Here is a 14,668-nt window from a genome sequence, read left to right as displayed (position 1 = left end):
GCCTGGGGCGGTGTCACCGGCGTGGCGGGTCCGCTCGGTCGACCCGGGCAGGGGGCGGGGGAGGGACTTCCCCGGCCAGGAACGTGGTCAGGCGGTGGGCGGTGGTGTCCCAGGACCACTCGGTGCGGACCCAGTCGCGGCCGGCGGTGGCCATGCGGGCGCGGTCGGGGGCCGGGGCGGTGAGGACGCGGGTGATCGCGCCGGCGACGGCGGACGGGTCGCGGCCGTCGACGACGGTGCCGTTGACGCCGTCGAGCACGGCGTCCGGGGCGCCGCCGGAGCGGCCGGCGACGACGGGCAGGCCGGCGGCGGCGGCCTCCAGGAGGACGATGCCGAGGCCTTCCGCCTCCAGCCCGGCCCGGCGGGTGCGGCAGGGCATCGCGAAGACGTCGGCGGTGGCGTAGGCGTCCGGGGTGTCGGCGTGGTCGCGGCCGCCGGCGAAGACCACGGTGCCGGGAGCGGTGAGCCGGCGGGCGAGGTCGCGCAGGCGCCGTTCGTCCGGCCCCCGGCCGACCAGGACGAGGGTCGCGCCCGGCACCGTGCGCCGGATCAGCGGGAGCGCCCGTATCAGGGTGTCCTGCCCCTTGCGGGGGACGAGCCGAGCCACGCAGAGGATCACCGGTGCCCGTGGGTCGGCCTCCCGGGGGCGGGGGCGGAACAGGTCGGTGTCGACGCCCGGCACCAGCCGTTCGAGGCGGGCCGAGGGGCCGAGCGCGGGGGCGATCCGGTCGCGGGTGTGGGTGCCGAGGTAGGTGACGACGTCGACGCTGTCGCCGATCCGCCGCAGCAGGCGCCGGGCGACGGGGGTGCGGGCCCACCAGATCTCGTGGCCGTGCGTGGTGGCGACGGTCCGCCGGATGCCGGGGGCCTGCCGGCGCAGCGCCGGGGTCATCGCGGCGAGCGGGGCGGCGGCGCCGAACCAGACCCGGTCGCAGCCGTGTGCCCGGGCGAGTTCGGCGGCCCGGCGGGTCACCCGGGGCGTGGGGAGGAGCATCCGGGAGCGGTCGCGGATCACCGGGAACGGGAGCGCGGCGTCGTGGCGGGCGGCGCCCGGTTCGTCCGAGGTGTAGACGACGACCTCCTCGGCGGGCAGCCGGGTGGCCACGGCGTGGACGAAGGTCTCGATGCCGCCCTGCCGGGGCGGGAAGTCGTTGGTGACGATGAGCGTGCCGGTCATGGGACGGGGACCACCTGGGGTGTGCGGGGGCGAGGGGCTGCGGCCGGGGCGGAACGCGCGAGGACCGGGCGGGAAGGGCGGGGAACGCGGCGGAGGCGGGACAGCCGGGACAGCCGGGACAGTCGGGGGACGAGGGCCAGGACGGCGGGCAGGGCGAGGTAGCCGAAGCGGCCGGCGGGAGCGAGCAGGAACGCCAGGGCGAGGCCGAGGGCGAGCCGGTCGGTGGCGGCGACGGCGTTCCGGGGCGGGTGCCGGAGGAGGGACACGGCGACGGCGAGTCCGGCGAGCAGCAGCAGGCCGAGCGCCGCGTACCAGCCGCCGGGGCCGAGCCCGGCGAGCAGGCGGCCGGGCAGCGGGCTGCTCGCCGGGGTGGGCAGCGCGCCGCGACCGGTGGGGAAGGCGAACACCTGCTCCATCAGTGGCCCCGGTGCGCGCAGCGCGCAGGGGAGGACGAGCGCGGCCGTGCCGACGGCGGCGGTGGCGAGCGCTCGCAGGGCTGCCCGGCGTCCGGCGGTGGCGGCGAGCAGGGCGACCGCCACCGCGACCGCGGGCCAGGCCGTCCACTTGAGCGCGCAGGCCAGTGCGAGGGCCGACCCGGTGGCGAACGGCCGGCCCCGGCCGGCCAGGGCGACCGCGAGCACGCAGAGGCCGGTCAGCGGCAGGTCGACCCCGCTGGCGCAGAGCGGCAGCGCGACCAGCGGCGAGGCGACGAGCGCCGCCACCGCGAGTACGGGCACGTTCGGGCCGTCGCCGACGGTCGCACGCAGGCCGACCGCACGCCCGTCGTGGCGGGGCGGTCGGACAGCGGCGGCCAGGCAGCCGAGGAACACGGCGGCGCACCAGAGACGGGCGTCGCCGAGTAGCCGGGCCGGCCACCCGTCCGCTCCGAACAGGGCGCGGGGCAGCCCGAACAGTGCCATCCCGGGCAGGTAGGGGGTGTACTCCGCGACCGTCCGCGGCTCGGCCAGGTACGGCGTCCCGTGCCGGAGCAGCAGCTCGCCCGACCGTTCGATGACGGCGACCTCGCTCTGCCCGTGCCCGGTCACGACCAGGACGAGCAGCGGCGCGAGGACCGCACCGGTCAGCGCGACCGCCACCGAGCCGGCGCGTGCCCAACGCGAGGGCAGCGTGAGCACGGTGACCGCCGCCACCAGGTACCCCACGGCCGCGAGCAGTCCCCAACTCCGGTGCGGTCCCAGCCCGGAGGCGAGCGGGAACGCCCCCGCCCACCCGGCTGCGACCAGCCAGCCGCCGCACCACAGCGCCCTCCGCCCGCCGGGTGGGCGGGGCGGACCGGAGGAACCCGGTGGACGGGGGACGCGGCGGACGCGGTCGGTACGGCTGTGGGCGGGTGAAAGCGGGGTACGGGCTCGGTGAATCGGCACCACTTCATTGCAGCGGCGCAGCTCGGCGGGGTCATGACGGTCAGGTCGAGTCCTCTGGTCGGGTTTCCCCTACCACCGGGCGGGTGGGCGGGGCGGCCCGCGGGTCCGGGGGATCGCGTCGTGGGTGCGGTCGGTGTGCATGTGAGTGGGCTCCTCCTCGTCCCGGGCCTTCGTTCTTGTTCTGGTGCTCGTTCTCGTGCTCGTGCTCGTCTCGTCGGCCGACTTTCCGAACAACGGAATTCGTATCCGATCTCACGTTCGGTGTCTACCGAATTACGTTCGGTGCAGGTTGCTCGCTATCGTGGACCGCGTGGCGAGGTCCTGGGATGCGGTGGTCGGGCGGGCGCAGGAGCGGTTGGCGGCGGCGTCCGGCGTGCGGGCGGTGGGGGAGGGGGAGGGGGAGGGGCGCGGATTCGCGCTCTGGGACCTCGCCTCGTGCGCCGAGGGCGAGTTGGGCGAGTGCGTCGATCCGGACGGAATCGGTCCGGCCGAGGAGCGCCGGCTGCGTGAACGGCTCGGCGAGAGCGGCCGCGAGTGGCCCGGCGACGAGTTGTGCCGCCGCCGGTACTGGCTGCTGGACGCCGGCGCCCGCGAGCCCGTCGGCACCGTCGCCGTCGACAACTGGACCAGGGGCCCGGGCCAGTTGGCCGTCTCCTCGCTCTACCTCCGCCCCTCCGCGCGCGGTCGCGGCCTGGCGGCGGCCGCCCTCGACCAGGTCTACCGGGCCGCCACCGCCGAGGGCTTACCCGGCTACCGGCTGGAGGCGGACTGGACCTGGCAGCACGCCGTCCGCTACTACCTGCGCCGAGGCCTGTGGACGGTCTCCTGGAAGCACGCCATCGGCCTCGCCCGGATGCCCCAACTCCCGCCCTACCGTGTCCAGGAGGAGGACGGGCGCCTGGTGCTGCTGGTCACCGACCGCCCGTCCCCGGTCCCGTCCGAGGCGGACTGGACCCCGTTACTCGCCGCCGGCAGCGAGGGCGGCCGGCTGCGCCTGGACGAGACCGCCGCCTACCGGCAGAGTGACGGCTGGGTGCACGGCTACGCCCGCTCCACGCTCGCCCTGCACCTCGCGCTCGCGGGCCGCCCGCTGGTGCGCGGTCCGCAGTGGTGGGCGGAGGCCTGGCGCTGGGCCGACACCGGTGAACCGGAGGGCCTCGCCTACCGGATCGCGCAGATCGAGGGGTCCGCCCGCGCGGCGGGCCGTACGGTGGTCACACCCGGCCGACCCCCGGCCGTTCCGGCCCTGCCCGGCGTGCCCCGCCAGGCGGACGGATCCCGACCGGACGCCGCTCCCCGCCCGTCGGACGCCGCTCCCCGCCCGGCTGCGGCTCCCCGTCCGGCTGCGGCTCCCCGTCCGTCGGACGGTGCGCCGACCCTCTGAGGCGGGCACCCGCCGGCCGCACACCCGTCAACACCGCCCGCAGTACACCGAGTCGAGGAGCCCGCCATGCCCACCAGGCCCGCCGTGCACGAATCCGTACTCGACGCGATCGGCGGGACACCCCTGTTCCGCCTCGCCCGGCTCGGCGCCGGCCTCGCCGCGCCGGTCTACGCCAAGGCCGAGTTCCTCAGCATCGGCGGCAGCGTGAAGGACCGCGCCGCGCTGTCCATGGTGCTGGCCGCCGAACGGGACGGGCTGCTCACGCCCGGCGGGACGATCGTGGAGGCGACCTCGGGCAACACCGGCATCGGCCTGGCCATCGTCGGCCGCCAGCGCGGGTACCGGGTGATCGCGGGGGTGGCCGACCGGGCGGCGCCGGAGAAGGCGGACATCCTGCGGGCGTACGGCGCCGAGGTGGTGCTCGCCCCGACCGCCGTCCCGCTGGAGGACCCGGCGCACCTGTTCAACGTCGTCCGCCGGCTCGCGGAGGAGACCCCGGGAGCCTGGCTCGCCGACCAGTACGACAACCAGGCCAATCCCGACGCCCACAGCCGCACCACCGGCCCCGAGATCTGGGCGCAGACCGGAGGCCGGGTGACCCGCTTCGTCGCGGGCGTCGGCACCGGCGGCACCATCACCGGCACCGGCCACCACCTGAAGGAGGTGTCCGGCGGCAGGGTCAGGGTGATCGGCGCCGACCCCGAGAGCTCCGTCTACGGTGGCGGGGACGGCAGCCCGTACTACGTCGAGAGCATCGGCCACTTCATCCACCCCGACACCGTCGAGGACCGCTGGCCGCAGGCCTACCGCGAGGACGTCGCGGACGCCTTCGAGCGCATCCCGGACCGCGAGTCGCTGCTGACGGCGCGCCGGCTGGCGCGCGAGGAGGGCATCCTGGCCGGGCCGTCGTCCGGCACGGCGGTGGCGGCGGCGCTGCGGGTGGCACGCCGGCTGGGGCCGGAGGACCTGGTCGTGGTGCTGCTGCCGGACTCGGGCCGCTCCTACCTGTCCAAGGTGCACAGCGACGCGTGGATGCGCCAGTGGGGCTTCCTGGAAGGGACGGAGAGCCTGCGGCCGCTGCTCGCCGGCGCCGGTCCGCTGGTCACCGTGGACGCGGGCGCGACGGTCGGCGGGGCGGTGCGGGCGCTGCGCGGCGTGCCGGGCGGCGTCGCCCCGGCGGTCCTGGCGCGGGCGGCGCGCCCGTACGGGGTGAGCGCGGCGGAGGTGGTGGGCTCGGTGTCCCGGGAGGTGCTGGCGGCTGCGCTCGCGGACGGCACCGCCGAGCCGGACGCTCCGCTGGGCGCCCTGCTCGGTCCGGCGCTGCCGGCGGTGGGCGTCGGGCAGTCGCCGGCGGAGGCCCGCGCGGCGCTCGGGGCGGAACACCCGGGCGTGCTGGTGCTGGTGGACGGCAGGGCCGCCGGGGTGCTGCCGCGGCCCGCGCTCACCGCGTAGCACCGGGTTCGTCGACGGGGGCGGTCCTGGGAGACTCGACGCCATGGCAGAGATCGAGATCGACGGCGCCCCCGCCGACCCCGCCCGGCTGGCGGCCCTGGGCCTGCTCAACTACGGGCACTTCACCACCCTGCGCGCCGAGGCCGGCCGCACCCGGGGCCTCGCGCTGCACCTGGACCGGCTGGTGCGCGACTGCCGCACGGTGTTCGGCGCCGCGCTGGACCGGGAGGAGGCGCGCGCCCGGATCCGCCGGGCGCTGCCGGACGACGGCGCACCGGTGATCGTCCGGGTCACCGTGTTCGACCCGGCGCTCGGCCTGGAGCGCCCCTCCGCCCCCGCCGTGCCGCACCTGCTGGTCACCACCCGCCCGGCGCCGGCCGCCGCGCCCGGGCCGCTGCGGGTGCGCACGGCCGCGTACCGGCGCGAGCTGCCGGAGGTGAAGCACGTCGGCCTGTTCGGCCTGCTGCACCAGCGCCGCCTCGCCCAGCTCGACGGCTACGACGACGCCTTGCTGATCGACGGGACGGGCCGCGTCACCGAGGGCGCCACCTGGAACCTCGCCCTGTACGACGGCCGCGAGCTGGTCTGGCCGGAGGCCGCCGCGCTGCCCGGTGTCACCGCGGCCCTGCTCACCGGCGCCCACCGCGGCCCGCAGCGGCGCGGCCCCGTCACCGTGGACGACCTCGGCCGCTTCGTCGCGGCCGTCGCCGTCAACGCGGGCGTCGGCGTCCGCCCGCTCGCCGCCATCGACGGCACGGCCCTCGACCCGGCCCACCCGGTGGTCGCCGAACTGCGCGCCGCCTACGAGGAGGTCGCGCCGGAGCGGATCTGACCAGTGCGGATCCGGCCGGAGTCGATCCGCCCCGCGTGGATCCGACCGGCGTGGATCCGACCGGCGCCGGTCGTCGACTGGCGTCACCCGGAGTACGGACGGGGGGATAACCCCACCCCTGGTCCGCCAGCGGCCCGGATGGTCCGCCGCACCCCGCCTTCCTAGCCTGGAACACGTCGACGACCAGCGACGATCCACGAAGGAAGGCCCCACCATGGCACCCCGCCGATCCCGCCCCCAGCCCGAGCCGACCGGGCGCCCCGCCGCCCACGCCGCGATCGAGCTGCGCGGCGTCCGGCGCAGCTACGGCCGGGGCGGCGAGACCGTGCACGCCCTGCGCGGCATCGACCTGGCGCTCGGCCACGGCACCTTCACCGCCGTCATGGGACCGTCGGGCTCCGGCAAGAGCACCTTCCTGCAGTGCGCGGCCGGCCTGGACCGGCCGACCGCCGGCGAGGTGTACCTCGGCGGAGAGGAGATCACCCGGCTGAGCGAGGACCGGCTCACCAGGCTGCGCCGCGACCGGATCGGCTTCGTCTTCCAGTCCTTCAACCTGCTGCCCTCGCTGACCGTGCTGCAGAACGTGCTGCTCCCGCAGCGCCTCGCCGGGGTGCGCCAGGACCGCGCCAAGGCCAAGGAGTTGCTGGCCCAGGTCGGCCTCGGCGACCTCGGCCGCAGGCGGCCCGGGGAGCTGTCGGGCGGTCAGCAGCAGCGGGTGGCGATCGCCCGTGCGCTGATCACCGCCCCGGACGTGCTGTTCGCGGACGAGCCGACCGGCGCGCTGGACACCACGACCGCGCACGAGGTGCTCGGCCTGCTGCGGCGCGCGGTGGACACCATGGGCGCCACCGTCGTCATGGTGACGCACGACCCGGTGGCCGCCTCGTTCGCCGACCGGGTGGTCTTCCTGGCCGACGGCGCGTTCGCCGACGAGCTGTACCACCCGGACCCGAAGACGATCGCGGAGCGGATGGTCACCCTGACCGCGCGTCGGGTGGGGGCGGCGGCATGAGCAACGGACTCGCCCGCGCCTCGGTGCGGTTCCGCCCGGCGTCCTTCGTCGGCACCTTCGTCGCGCTGCTGTTCGCCGCCACCGTGGTCATGGCCTGCGGCACGCTGCTGCAGACCGGCATCACCGCCTCGGTGCCGTCCGTCCGGTACGCCGAGGCGCCGGTCGTGGTGGCCGCCGATCCGAACGTCTCCATCACCTACAAGACGAACGACGACTCCGACACCCACGAGCAGCCGCTGTCCGAGCGGGCCCGGGTGGACGTGGGGCTGGTGGCCGACGTCGCCGCACAGCCCGGCGTCGCGGCCGCCCGCCCGGACACCGCGTTCCCGTTGCAGAGCGGGACGCCCCAGGGCCCGGCGGGAGCGCTCACCGGCCGCGGCTTCGCCGCGCTCGGCATCGCCGGCCCGCAGGACAAGCTGGTCGAGGGCCGGGCCCCCGGCGCGGGGGAGGTGGTGCTGGACGCCGATACGGCGCGCGCCGCCAACCTCGCGCCGGGCGCCACCGTGGCGCTGACCGCCCCCGGCGGCACCGGCACCTACCGGATCGCCGGCCTCGCCGCCTCCCAGCAGGCCGGCCCCACCGCCTGGTTCGCCGACGAGCAGGCCGACCGCCTCTCCGGCCACCCCGGCCGGGTCGACGCCATCGCCGTCCAGCCCCGCGAGGGCGTGGACCGCAAGGCCCTCACCGCCCAGGTGAAGCAGGCCGTCGGCGGCGCCGCCGAGGTGTGGACCGGCAAGGGGCGCGGCGTCGTCGAGCAGCCCCTGCTCAACGACGGCAGGGTGATGCTCATCGCCCTCGGCGGTTCCTTCGGCGGCACCGCCACCATGACGGCCGTGTTCGTGGTCGTCTCCACCGTCGCCCTGGCGACCGGTCAGCGGGCCCGCGAGTTCGCCCTGCTGCGCGCCGTCGGCGCCACTCCGCGCCAGATCCGCCGCACCATCGCCACCGAGGCGATGCTGGTCGCGCCGCTCGCCGCCGCGCTCGGCATCCTGCCCGGCGTGGGCCTGGCCCGCTGGTGGTTCGACGGGATGGTGGAGCGCGGCGCCGTTCCGGCGGACGTCGAGCTGTCCGTCGGGCCGATCCCGATGCTCGTCGCCGTCGCCGCGTGCACCCTGGCCGCCCTCGCCGCCGGCTACTTCGCCTCCCGCCGCCCCGCGCGGATGCGGGCCGGCCAGGCGCTGGGCGCGGCGGCCGTCGAACCGGCCCGCCTCGGCATCGTCCGCACCCTGCTGGGCGTGGTGTTCACGGCCGGCGGCGTGGTGCTGGCCGGTGTCGCCGCCGGCCTGGACGGCGAGAACGCCGCCAACACCGCGCTCGGCGTGGTGATGTCCTTCCTGGTCGCGGTCGCCCTGCTCGGTCCGTGGGTGGCCCGCGCCGCGGCCTGGGTGCTCGGCCTGCCGTTGCGGGCGGGCGGCGCGCCCGGCTCGCTGGCGGCCGACAACGCCCGGGCCAACGCCCGCCGGCTGGCCTCCGCGATCACGCCGATCGTGATGGTCACCGGCTTCTGCGGCACGCTGCTGTTCATGCAGAGCACCATCCGGCACGAGACCGGCGAGCAGGTGCGCGCCGGCATCACCGCCGACCACGTGCTCGGCTCCACCGGCCCCGGCCTTCCGGTCGCGGCGCCGGGAGCGACCGGGCCGGGGACGACCGCACCGGGAGCGACCGGGCCGGGGACCAACGGGACGCCCGCCACGGCCGGCGTCGTCGAGCGGGCGGCCGGGGTGCCCGGAGTGGACGCGGCCGTCGGCGTACTGCGCACCGGCATCGTCTACCGGACCGGCGACCAGTTGCTCTCCGCCACCGCGCTGGGCATCACCGGCGACCCGTCCCGGCTCCCCAAGGTGCTCGACCTCGGCGTGCGCAACGGTTCGCTGGACGGGCTGGGCCGCACCACCGACACCGTCGCGCTCTCCACCGACCTGGCCTCCGCGCTGGGCGTGGAGGTCGGCGAGCGCGTCCCGTTCTGGCTCGGCGACGGTACGCCGGCGAAGGCCCTGGTGGTCGCCACCTACGAGCGCGGGCTCGGCTTCGGCCAGGTGCTGCTGCCCCGGGCGGCGGTCGCGGAGCACGTCACCGCCGCCTACGACCACCAGGTGCTGGTCGCGGACGCGCCCGGCGCCGACCGGGCCGCCGTCGCCAAGGGCCTGTCCGGCCTCGGCGTCCCCGGCCTGACGGTGACCGACCGGGCGGGCTTCGCGGCGCAGGCCGACAAGTCGCAGGAGATGGGCTCCTGGGCGAACGCCGTGATGGCCGGCGTGCTGGGCGGGTTCGCCGCCGTCACGGCCGCCAACACCCTGGTCATGACGGTGCTGGACCGGCGCCGCGAGGTGGCGCTGCTGCGGCTGGCCGGTACCACCCGGCGGCAGGTGCGCCACATGATGCGCTGGGAGGCGCTGCTGGTGGCCGCGGCCGGGCTGGGCATCGGCTCGGTGATCGCCTGGCTCACCCTGGTGCCGATCACCCGGGGCATCGCCGGAGTGACGCCGCACGTCCCGGCCGGGACGGCGCTGCCGCTGGCGGCCGGCGCGGTGGTGCTCTGCCTGGCCGCGACGGGGCTGCCGGCCCGGGCGCTGCTGCGGCTGAGCCCGGTGGCCGCGAGCGGCGGGAAGCAGTAGCGGCGGGGAACAGGGGCAGGACCCACGGGGCCGGGCTCCGGTCCACCGGCGACGACGGGGGTGTCGCCGGTGGGCCGGGGCCCTCTGCCTTCCGGGATCCCCTGCCTTCCGGGATCCCCTGCCTTCCGGGACCCGCTGCCTTCCGGGATCCCCTGCCTTCCGAGGTCCTTCACCATCCGGGGCCTTCTGCCTTCCGGGGGCGTGCACGGGCGGTGCGCGCGGGGTGGCGCACCGCCCGTTCGGGTGACAAAGCCGCGCTGAACAGACGGGAGAACGGGGTCGTCGGCCTGAAAGCGACGGCGGCGCACGGATAGTTGAGGGGTGATCAGCCGCGCCCGCGGCCCGCGCCCGTTCCGGTGCCGCGTGCCCGTGGCGCCTGTCCCGCCCACACCCCTCGCGCCGAGCGCGTCCGGCATGCCCGCCTCCCCGGCGTGCGCGCCCACCGCGCCCCGGCGCGCCCGGCAGAGAGAAGGCCGACCGTTGAGCAGTCCCCCGGTGATCCGTACGCCCCGCCTGCCGCTGTTCCCCTCGGCGCGTGCGTCGGGCCGTCCGCCGGCGCCCCCGGCGGTCCGCCTGCCGCGGCTCCTGCTGCGGGGCACCGCGACGGCCTCGGCCGCGCTGGTGCTGGCCGGGACGGTGCTGGCCGCGGGTTTCCTGAACGGCCACTACGAGGCGCTGCGGGCGCACGAGGCGGCCGCGACGGCACTGGGCGGCGTGCTGATCGTCCAACTGCCGGTGGCCGCGCTGGTGCGCCGGGCCACCGGGCCGGCGGGGGAGCGCGGGCCGTGGTGGCCGCTCGCGGCGGCGGCACTGCTGCTGCTGGCGGACGGGGCGCAGACCGGGACCGGCTACGAGCGGGCGGTCGGCGTGCACGTCACGCTGGGCGTGCTGCTGGTCAGCGCGCACCTGTTCTGCCTGGTCGGCGCCTGGCGGCTGCCGCTGACGGCGCCCGTGGCCGTGCCCGCGCCGGTGGCGGTCGAGGAGGGATCGGGCCGGCTGCCCCGGCCCTCCGGCACGGGGGCCGGCGCCGGCAGCGGCCCGGTGGAGGTGGCGCCGTGAAGCGCCGCCGGTTCCTCGGCGCCGGCGCCGCCGTGCTCGGTGCCGGCGCCCTCGGGGCCTTCGCCGTCCCCGCCACCGCCCGGCTGCTGGCCGAGGGCCGCCCGGGCCGGCTGCTGCGCAGCGAGGTCCCGCTGCCGGACCCCTTCGAGGTGCCGCTCCCGGTGCCGGCCGTGCTCGCCCCGGTCCGCTCCGACGGCACCGCGGACTACTACGAGCTCACCCAGCAGGTCGCCGCGCTGGAGATCCTGCCCGGCCTGCGCACCGAGGCCTGGACCTACGGGGGCACCTACCCCGGCCCGACGATCTCCGCCCGCTCCGGCCGCCGGACCGTGGTGAGCCACCGCAACGAGCTGCCGGTGCCCACCGTGGTCCACCTGCACGGCGGCCACACCCCGGCGGAGAGCGACGGCTACCCGGTGGACCTGCTGCTCCCGGCCGGCGCGTCCGACGACCACCCCGCCGCCCACGCCACCGGGCACCCGATGGCCGGCATGGACGTCGACGAGGACACCGGCCGCATCCTCACCGGCGCCCGCGACTACACCTACCCGGGCCACCAGCGCGCCGCCACCCTCTGGTACCACGACCACCGGATGGGCTTCACCGGCCCGGCGATCTGGCGCGGCCTGACCGGCTTCCACCTGGTCCACGACGACGAGGAGGACGCCCTGCCGCTGCCGCGCGGCGACCGCGACCTGCCGCTGATGCTCGCCGACCGGGCCTTCGCCGCCGACGGCTCCTTCGCCTACCCCGCCACCGACCCCGACCTCGCCGTCCCGGGCGTCACCGACGCGTACATGAACGGCGTCCTGGGGGACGTCGTCCTGGTCAACGGCGCCCCCTGGCCGCGCGCCGAGGTGGACCGGGCCCGCTACCGGCTGCGCCTGCTCAACGCCTCCAACGCCCGGCTCTACCGGCTGGAGCTCGACCCGCAGCCGCCCGGCGGTGACGCGCTCGTCCAGATCGGCTCCGACGGCGGCCTGCTGGAGGAGCCCGTCGCGCACGACGCCGTCGAGATCGCGCCCGCCGAGCGCTTCGACCTGGTGGTGGACTTCTCCCGCTACCCGCCCGGCAGTTCGGTCCGGCTGATGAACCGCTTCGGCGGCGGGAGGACCGAGGAGGTGATGCTCTTCGAGGTCGGATCGAGCCCGGTGGGCGACGACTCGGCCGTGCCCGAGCGGCTCTGCACCCTCGAACGGCTCGACCCCGAGGCCGCCGTCGCCACCCGGGTCTTCGGCTTCCGGCGCAGCCGTGACGGCGACTGGACGATCAACAACCAGTCCTACCGGCCCGGCCGCGCGCTGGCCCGTCCGGCGCTCGGCGACACGGAGATCTGGCGGTTCTTCAGCGACGTCCACCACCCCGTCCACGTGCACCTGAACTCCTTCCAGGTGCTGTCGCGCAACGGCCGCGACCCGGGCCCGTACGACGAGGGCTGGAAGGACACCGTGGACCTGCGGCCGGCGGAGGCGGTTGAGGTGCTGGTGCGGTTCGCCGACTACCCGGGGGCGTACATGGTGCACTGCCACAACCTGGAGCACGAGGACATGGCGATGATGGCGGACTTCGTCGTGGAGTGACGGGCGAAGCCGCCGTCACCCGTTCGGCGGAGCGTGGGCGGGCGTCCCGGACGCCCGCCCTTGCGTTCGCGCGCCAGGGCCCGCGCCCCGACATGCCGTCCCGCCGCCGCTGCCCTAGCGTCACCCGGAGGGCCGGTTCGCCGGTCCGCCCGGAGCGCCGTGCCTCCGGAGCGCCACGTCGAGGAGTCGCAGATGACCAGTCCGACCGAACGCCGGCGGCGCGGCCGGGCCGCGCGCGACCGCATCCCGCGCTCCGCCCACGGCCGCTGGATACCCGCCGCCGACCGGCCCGACCCGCTGGCCGTCCTGGCGGGGCAGGCCGAGGACCGGCTCACCGACCTCAACCCGATCCGCTACGGACGGATGGCCGACTCGCCGTTCGCCTACCTGCGCGGCGCCGCCGCCGTGATGGCCGCCGACCTCGCGGCCGTCCCCGAGACCGGCATCACCGTCCAACTCTGCGGCGACGCCCACCTGCTGAACTTCGGCGTGTACGCCTCCCCGGAGCGGGCGCTGCTCTTCGACGTCAACGACTTCGACGAGACCTACCCCGGCCCCTTCGAATGGGACGTCAAACGACTCGCCGCCAGCGTCGCCGTCGCCGCCCGCGACAACGGCCACGGCGACGACCGCGCCCGCCGGGCCGCGCTCACCGCCGCGCAGGGCTACGCCCTCGCCATGCGCCGGCTCGCCGGCCTCGGCGAACTCGACGTCTGGTACGCCCGGATCGACACCGACGACCTCCTGCCGCTGGTCCGCAGGAGCCGCCGCAAGCGCGTCGAGGCCACCCTCGACAAGGCCCGCCGCCGCACCAGCCTCCAGGCCTTCGGCAAGCTCACCGAGAAGGGCGAGGACGGCCGGCGCCGGATCGTCAGCGACCCGCCGCTGCTGGAACCCGTCCCGCGCGAGGAACTGCGCCGGGTCGGCAAGATCTTCGGCGACTACCGGGCCACCCTCGCCGAGGACCGCCGGGTCCTGCTCGACCGCTTCCGGCTGGCCGACGCCGCCCGCAAGGTGGTCGGCGTCGGCAGCGTCGGCACCCGCTGCTTCATCCTCCTGCTGGAGGGCCGCGACGAACGCGACCCGCTGTTCCTCCAGATCAAGGAGGCCGGGCGGTCCGTCCTGGAGCAGCACCTGCCCGCCACCCGCCCGGCCGCCGAGGCCCCGGTGGCGCACGGCGGGCACCGCGTGGTCACCGGCCAGCGCCTGCTCCAGGCGGCGAGCGACATCTTCCTCGGCTGGACCACCGGCCCGGCCGGCCGGTACTTCTACGGCCGCCAGCTGCGCGACATGAAGGGCTCCGCCGACGTCGCCGGCATGACCCCCCGTGACCTGCGCGCCTACGCAGACCTCTGCGGCCGGGCCCTGGCCCGCGCCCACGCCCGCTCCGGCGACCGGATCGCCATCGCCGGCTACCTCGGCGGCTCGGACACCTTCGCCGAGGCCGTCGCCGACTTCGCCCTCCAGTACGCCGACCGCACCGCCGCCGACCACGCCGCACTGGAGTCGGCGATCGACGAGGGCGCACTGGCCGCCCGGCGCGGAGTCTGAGGGGTCCCGCGCCCCTCCCGATCCTCTCCCGCCCCCTCCCGCCTCTCCCGCCCCTGTCCCGAGCCCCGCCCCAAGAGCCCGGACCGCCTGGTCCGGGCCCGCGCGGTGGTCCTCCTCGGGGGCGTTGTCAGAGGTCCGTGCCAGGATCTGCGGTCATGTTGGAGATCACGGTGCGGACGGAGAACGACGAGGGCCACCCGCAGCCGAGCGTCGAGGCACTGGCGGGCCTGGTGCGGCGGATCGGTGCGAAGCGGGACCGGTTCCTGGTCGTCGAGCGGATACCCGATGAGCCGGACGTGTACGTCCAGGTGTGGCACGAGGAGGGGGAGGAGTACACGTTGGAGTACCGCGACGGCGGCCCGGACAGGCACTTCCAAGTGGTCCTCGACGACGCGGAGCCGGTGATCGCCGCCATGACCGCCTGGGCGCGGCGGGAGCCCGGGTGGGGTGACGGGTTCGAGTGGCAGGCGCTGGAGCTGCCGTAGCGCGGGCCGTCGCCGCGGCCGCGCGGGGGGCCGGGCGGCCCGGGCGGGCGCCCCGGCCCGCCCGCGGGGGCGGGGTGGAGGCGGCGCCCGGCCGGGGGGGGCGGGGGGGGGGGGAGGGCGGGCCCGCAGGCGC

11 protein-coding genes are annotated in these 14,668 nt (G+C 76.8%); 9 read left to right on the top strand and 2 right to left on the bottom strand.

Annotated elements, in window-relative coordinates:
- Positions 1-13: 13 nt before the first annotated feature.
- Both ACFU74_RS30545 and ACFU74_RS30540 read right to left on the bottom strand, forming a co-directional pair.
- Positions 14-1,177, bottom strand: coding sequence for a glycosyltransferase family 4 protein (locus ACFU74_RS30545; protein ID WP_380762539.1), 1,164 nt, complete (start codon positions 1,175-1,177; stop codon positions 14-16).
- Positions 1,174-2,340, bottom strand: coding sequence for a glycosyltransferase 87 family protein (locus tag ACFU74_RS30540; protein WP_380762536.1), 1,167 nt, complete (start codon positions 2,338-2,340; stop codon positions 1,174-1,176). The genes ACFU74_RS30545 and ACFU74_RS30540 overlap by 4 nt, the downstream gene beginning before the upstream one ends.
- A 532-nt stretch (positions 2,341-2,872) precedes the next feature.
- On the opposite strand from ACFU74_RS30540, the gene ACFU74_RS30535 reads away from it, so the two are divergent.
- From ACFU74_RS30535 to ACFU74_RS30495, 9 genes are all read left to right on the top strand, one after another.
- Entirely contained in the window at positions 2,873-3,946 is a 1,074-nt protein-coding gene (locus ACFU74_RS30535; protein ID WP_380762533.1) for a GNAT family N-acetyltransferase, read from the top strand.
- Between the two features lie 66 nt (positions 3,947-4,012).
- Positions 4,013-5,398: a pyridoxal-phosphate dependent enzyme gene (locus ACFU74_RS30530; RefSeq protein ID WP_380762531.1), complete on the top strand. Its 1,386-nt coding sequence runs from the start codon at positions 4,013-4,015 to the stop codon at positions 5,396-5,398.
- A gap of 43 nt (positions 5,399-5,441) precedes the next feature.
- Positions 5,442-6,230 carry an aminotransferase class IV gene (locus tag ACFU74_RS30525; RefSeq protein ID WP_380762528.1) on the top strand — a complete coding sequence of 263 codons (789 nt, stop codon included), beginning with the start codon at positions 5,442-5,444 and terminating at the stop codon, positions 6,228-6,230.
- A 214-nt stretch (positions 6,231-6,444) separates the two neighbouring features.
- Positions 6,445-7,242, top strand: a complete 798-nt coding sequence (locus ACFU74_RS30520) for an ABC transporter ATP-binding protein (RefSeq protein ID WP_380762526.1) — start codon at positions 6,445-6,447, stop codon at positions 7,240-7,242.
- The gene (locus ACFU74_RS30515; protein ID WP_380762523.1) at positions 7,239-9,860 is read left to right on the top strand and encodes an FtsX-like permease family protein; all 2,622 of its coding nucleotides are present in this window, start codon (positions 7,239-7,241) and stop codon (positions 9,858-9,860) included. The genes ACFU74_RS30520 and ACFU74_RS30515 overlap by 4 nt, the downstream gene beginning before the upstream one ends.
- A 480-nt stretch (positions 9,861-10,340) precedes the next feature.
- A complete protein-coding gene (locus tag ACFU74_RS30510) occupies positions 10,341-10,919 on the top strand; it encodes a hypothetical protein (protein WP_380762520.1) in 579 nt (192 codons plus the stop codon).
- Positions 10,916-12,499 carry a multicopper oxidase family protein gene (locus tag ACFU74_RS30505; protein WP_380762518.1) on the top strand — a complete coding sequence of 528 codons (1,584 nt, stop codon included), beginning with the start codon at positions 10,916-10,918 and terminating at the stop codon, positions 12,497-12,499. The genes ACFU74_RS30510 and ACFU74_RS30505 overlap by 4 nt, the downstream gene beginning before the upstream one ends.
- A gap of 192 nt (positions 12,500-12,691) precedes the next feature.
- Positions 12,692-14,050: a DUF2252 domain-containing protein gene (locus ACFU74_RS30500; RefSeq protein WP_380762516.1), complete on the top strand. Its 1,359-nt coding sequence runs from the start codon at positions 12,692-12,694 to the stop codon at positions 14,048-14,050.
- A gap of 155 nt (positions 14,051-14,205) precedes the next feature.
- Positions 14,206-14,535 carry a hypothetical protein gene (locus ACFU74_RS30495; protein ID WP_380762514.1) on the top strand — a complete coding sequence of 110 codons (330 nt, stop codon included), beginning with the start codon at positions 14,206-14,208 and terminating at the stop codon, positions 14,533-14,535.
- The last annotated feature ends 133 nt before the right edge of the window (positions 14,536-14,668 follow it).

The organism is Kitasatospora sp. NPDC057500 (genome assembly GCF_042802195.1).
Classification (GTDB): domain Bacteria; phylum Actinomycetota; class Actinomycetes; order Streptomycetales; family Streptomycetaceae; genus Kitasatospora.
The sequence above is the reverse complement of the archived record's forward strand: the minus strand, read 5'-3'. Positions and strand labels throughout refer to the sequence as shown.